The organism is Bradyrhizobium sp. (assembly GCF_019242285.1).
In the GTDB taxonomy this organism is placed as follows: domain Bacteria; phylum Pseudomonadota; class Alphaproteobacteria; order Rhizobiales; family Xanthobacteraceae; genus Bradyrhizobium.
This window is the reverse complement of sequence record NZ_JAFAVV010000618.1, coordinates 1-4265: the sequence shown is the minus strand read 5'-3', so window position 1 is coordinate 4265 and position 4265 is coordinate 1. Positions and strand designations below refer to the sequence as shown.

At 63.1% G+C, this 4265-nt stretch carries 3 protein-coding genes; all 3 read left to right on the top strand.

Going from position 1 to position 4265, the window contains the following annotated elements; genetic code table 11:
• Positions 1 to 240: 240 nt before the first annotated feature.
• Complete coding sequence (locus tag JOY90_RS25370; protein ID WP_291693852.1) at positions 241 to 1173, top strand: MBL fold metallo-hydrolase; 933 nt, start codon at positions 241 to 243, stop codon at positions 1171 to 1173.
• 853 nt (positions 1174 to 2026) lie between these two features.
• Positions 2027 to 3040 (top strand): aldo/keto reductase, encoded by a 1014-nt coding sequence (locus JOY90_RS25365; RefSeq protein ID WP_291693851.1) that lies wholly within the window; start codon positions 2027 to 2029, stop codon positions 3038 to 3040.
• Positions 3041 to 3044: 4 nt separating this feature from the next.
• The coding region (locus tag JOY90_RS25360) for a tetratricopeptide repeat protein (RefSeq protein ID WP_291693850.1) at positions 3045 to 4265 on the top strand (1221 nt) is incomplete at its 3' end.

Sequence of the window (4265 nt, the reverse complement as noted above, 5' to 3'; positions counted from 1 at the left end):
TCAAACTCGATCTGCCGCCCCAACCGCCGCCGCGCATCACCTCCTCGCACAAGCCCGATCGTTCCCGAGCCCCAGCCCTGTAGTGGAGACTATCGATAGGCCGTCATTGATTTTGCTCAACTTTTTCTTCGAGTTGAGAAAGTTGGGCTAGAAGGCCGACATGGACCAAGCCTCGCTAACGCGGTAAACGGGTGATGTTCTGTTGGAGGGTAAACTGTGATGTTGAACAGACGAGATGCGTTGAAGATTTCCGCAGGAGCAGTTTTTGCACCAGCTCCTGTGCCGAGCCTCGCCGCAGCACAATCGGCCCACACAAAAATTGTGTTGTTGGGCACGGCCGGGGGCCCTCCTTTGCAGGTTGCCAGAGCTGCACCTTCAAATGCCATCATAGCCGGAGGCGCTCTTTATGTCGTTGATTGCGGCAACGGCGTTGCACGACAGATTGTGCAAGCTGGCCTTAAGCTCAACGCATTGAAGAGCATTTTCATTACGCATCATCATTCGGACCACAATTTAGACTACGGAAACCTGTTTTATTTTGCCTGGTATTTGAGCCTGCGGAAGCCAGTGGATTCTTATGGCCCGCCGCCATTGGCCGAAATGACAAAGAAGTTCTTTGAGCTAAATGCTTTCGACATCGACATTCGAATTCGCGATGAAGGCAAGCCCGATCCTAGGGCAATGCTTGTTCCGCATGAGATAAGATCGGCTGGAGTTGTGATGCAAGACGACAACGTGAAGGTCAGCTGTGTCTTGGCTGACCATCCACCGCTTCCGGTTGCGCTATCGTATCGCTTTGACACTGCAGATCGCTCCGTCGTTTTCTCTGGAGATACCCGAAAGATCGACGCTCTCATTGATCTTGCGAAAGGCGCGGACGTATTCGTGTGCGAGGCGCAATATCTTCCGGGAATGCGTCAGGTGCTCGATGGCGCCGTGAAAGTAGGCAGGTTCGATAGGGAGACTGCAGACAACCTTTTCAAAAGTATTTCAGGCAATGCACTTACGGTCGAACAAGCCGGCGAAGTGGCCCAAGCCGCAGGAGTCAAAACGCTGGTGCTCAGTCATTTCGTTCCAGGAAATGGCGCTGTTCCCGATCAGGTGTTTGTGGACGAAGCCCGCAAAGCTTTCTCCGGCGAAATCATAGCGGGCCGGGATTTACTCGAAATTTAGCCTCAACGTTTGACCGTCAATGTCCGGTTTGGGTCATTCACGACATAGTCGGCGGCTTCGTCATGTCCGCGTTTCGCCCATCGCGTCATTCCACCGCAATGCGAAATCCTGACGCGATCGGGGCATGGCGGACATCGACTGAGCCGCCGATGATGGGCCCGGGCATTGTCCAAAGGGCCGCGTCCTCAGGTGAACAATGCGCGAAAGGCGGGGCGAGGGGGCCGGCTCTCCGTCCATGACGTTCCTCGCATGCCCATCATGCGCAAACTGCCCGTCGTGCCGAATCCGACACAGTTCTGGCCTTCCGCCGCCCCGTCTTCTGCTTTTCAGAAAATGAATTGACGTCGATCCCGACTCGGTGCATTATGCGCATGTCCCGCCTCGATGAGAGGGGCGCATCGCGATCGTCACGACACGCGGGGTGGGATGCGATGGACGCGGGGCGTCGCCGGACGAGCGGCGCCATGCGGACGCCGAAAGCGTGTGGTCCCGATCTCCCGACGCTGAGATCAAGCCTCGTGGATGACGAGTCCGCGGGGCGAGGGTGGCAAGAGAGCCCGGTCGCCCAGGAGAGCACGCCATAAGGGTTAAAACCATCGCGCAGGGAATGCCGGTGATCTCGGCTGATCCTGTGGTTCCTGCCCCGTGCTTTTTGCTGCACGGGGGCCATGGGTGAGGCTGGTTCACCCGGCATTCCCTGCGCCCTCTTCGATTTCAGAGGGTGGATCGATGCACAGCCTGGGCATTCATGCCGCGGGAATGCGGACGTGCGTGCCGTCGTTGCGGGCGCTCGCCATGGCGATGCCGAAACGGTAGGGTGCACGGCTTGGAGCTCCATTCCCGGAAGGTTGCCATGCACTATCACAAGCTCGGCCGCAGCGGCCTGAAGGTCTCGCCGATCTGTCTGGGCACCATGATGTTCGGTGGCCCGACCGACGAGGCGACCTCGGCGCGGATCATCGCCAAGGCGCGCGAGGCCGGCATCAACTTCATCGACTCCGCCGATGCCTACAACGGCGGCGCCTCCGAGCAGGTGGTCGGACGCGCCATTTCCAACAGCCGGCACGACTGGATCCTCGCCACCAAGCTCGCCAACCCGATGGGCAAGGACCCGAACCGTGGTGGGCTGTCGCGGCGCTGGGTGCTGCAGGCGGCGCACGAGAGCCTGACGCGGCTCGGCACCGATTTCATCGACATCTACTATCTGCACAAGGAGGATCACGGGACGCCGCTGGAGGAGACCGTGCGGGCGCTGGCCGATCTGATCCGCGCCGGCAAGATCCGCTATTTCGGCGTCTCGAACTACCGCGCCTGGCGCGTCGCCGAGATCTGCAACATCTGCGACCGGCTCGGCATCGACCGCCCGGTGGCGAGCCAGCCCTATTACAATGCGATGAACCGGATGCCGGAGGTCGAGCACTTTCCAGCCTCCGGCCATTACGGCCTCGGCATCGTGGCCTACAGTCCCTTGGCGCGCGGCGTCCTGACCGGCAAATACGACGTCGACGCAGCGCCCGGCAAGGACACGCGCGCGGGCCGCAACGACAAGCGGATGATGCAGACGGAATGGCGGCCGGAATCGCTGAAGCTCGCGCAGGAGATCAAGGCTCACGCGGAAAGCAGGGGCTTCACCGCCGGCCAGTTCGCGGTGTCCTGGGTGCTGAACTCCTCTTTCGTCACCTCCGTGATCGCAGGCCCCCGCACCGAGGCGCAATGGGACGATTACGTCCGCGCGCTCGAATACAAATTCACCGCCGAGGACGAGGCCCTGATCGACCGCCTGGTCACCCCCGGCCATCCCTCGACGCCCGGCTTCAACGATCCCGCCTACCCGATCGAGGGACGCAAGGCGCGGACGGCAGGGTGAAGTCATGGGCACTTCGGCGCATGAGGACCGCTACGGCCTGTCGATATCGACCGACTCAGCCGAAGCCGCCTCTGCCTATCGCGACGGCGTCGACCTGATGCTGTCGGCCTGGACCGGCACGGCGGAAGCCTTCGAGCGCGCCATCGCGATCGATCCGGATTTCGCATTGGCGCGTATCGGCCGCGCCCGCGTGCATTCGTTCTACCAGGAGGGCGAGGCGGCGCGGAAACAAGCAGGGCTCGCGCGCGAGATGGTCGCGCGCCGCGGCACCGAGCGGGAGCGAAGCCACGTCGCGACGCTGGCGCTGGCGGCCGAGGGCCAGCTCGCCGCCGCGCTTTCATCTGCGCTGAAGCATCTTGAAAGCTGGCCGCGCGACGCGATCGTGTTCTCGCTGCCGCTCGGCGCGTTCGGGCTGTTCGCCTTCTCCGGCATGGCGGACCACGACCAGGCGCGGCAGCAACTGTGCGAGCGCCTTGCCGCGCACTATGGCGAGGACTGGTGGTTCCTTTCCAATTACGGCTGGGCGCTGACGGAGAACGGCGAGGTCGCGCGCGGCCGCGCCATCACCGAGCGTGCCTTCGAGGCGCGCCGCGCCAATGCCTATGCGGCGCATGCGCTGCTGCACGCGATGTTCGAGGACGGATCGATCGCCGATGCGGATGCGCTGGTCACGCAATGGATCGGCGGCTACGACCGCTCCGGCCTTCTCCACGGCCACATTCGGTGGCACCAGGCCCTCGGCGCGCTGGAGCGGGACGATCCGGCGAATGCGCTCGCCATCTACACGGATGTCCTGCGGCCGGCCGTCACGCAGGCGCCGCCGCTGAACGCGATGTCCGATTGCGCCTCGCTGCTGTGGCGGCTCCTGGCCTATGGTCATGCGGTGCCGAGAGAGCTCTGGGACGATGCCGAGGCGCATGCGCGGACGCATTTTCCGCGCACGAGCCTGCCCTTCGTCGAGCTGCACATGGCGCTGCTTGCCGCCGCGACCAACAACCAGGCCCTGTTGGCGGAGCGGCTCGGCGTCATCGAGCAGCGCCTGGCCGACGGCAAGCTCGCCGCCGGGCCGGTGGTGCCGGTGATCTACCGGGCGATGAATGCGTTTGCGAGTGGGGACCATGCGACCTGCGTCCGGCTGATGGAGCCGGTGCTCGCCGACGTCGTCCGCATCGGCGGCAGTCATGCGCAGCGCGAACTCGTCGAGGACACCTTCGTCGTCGCGCTG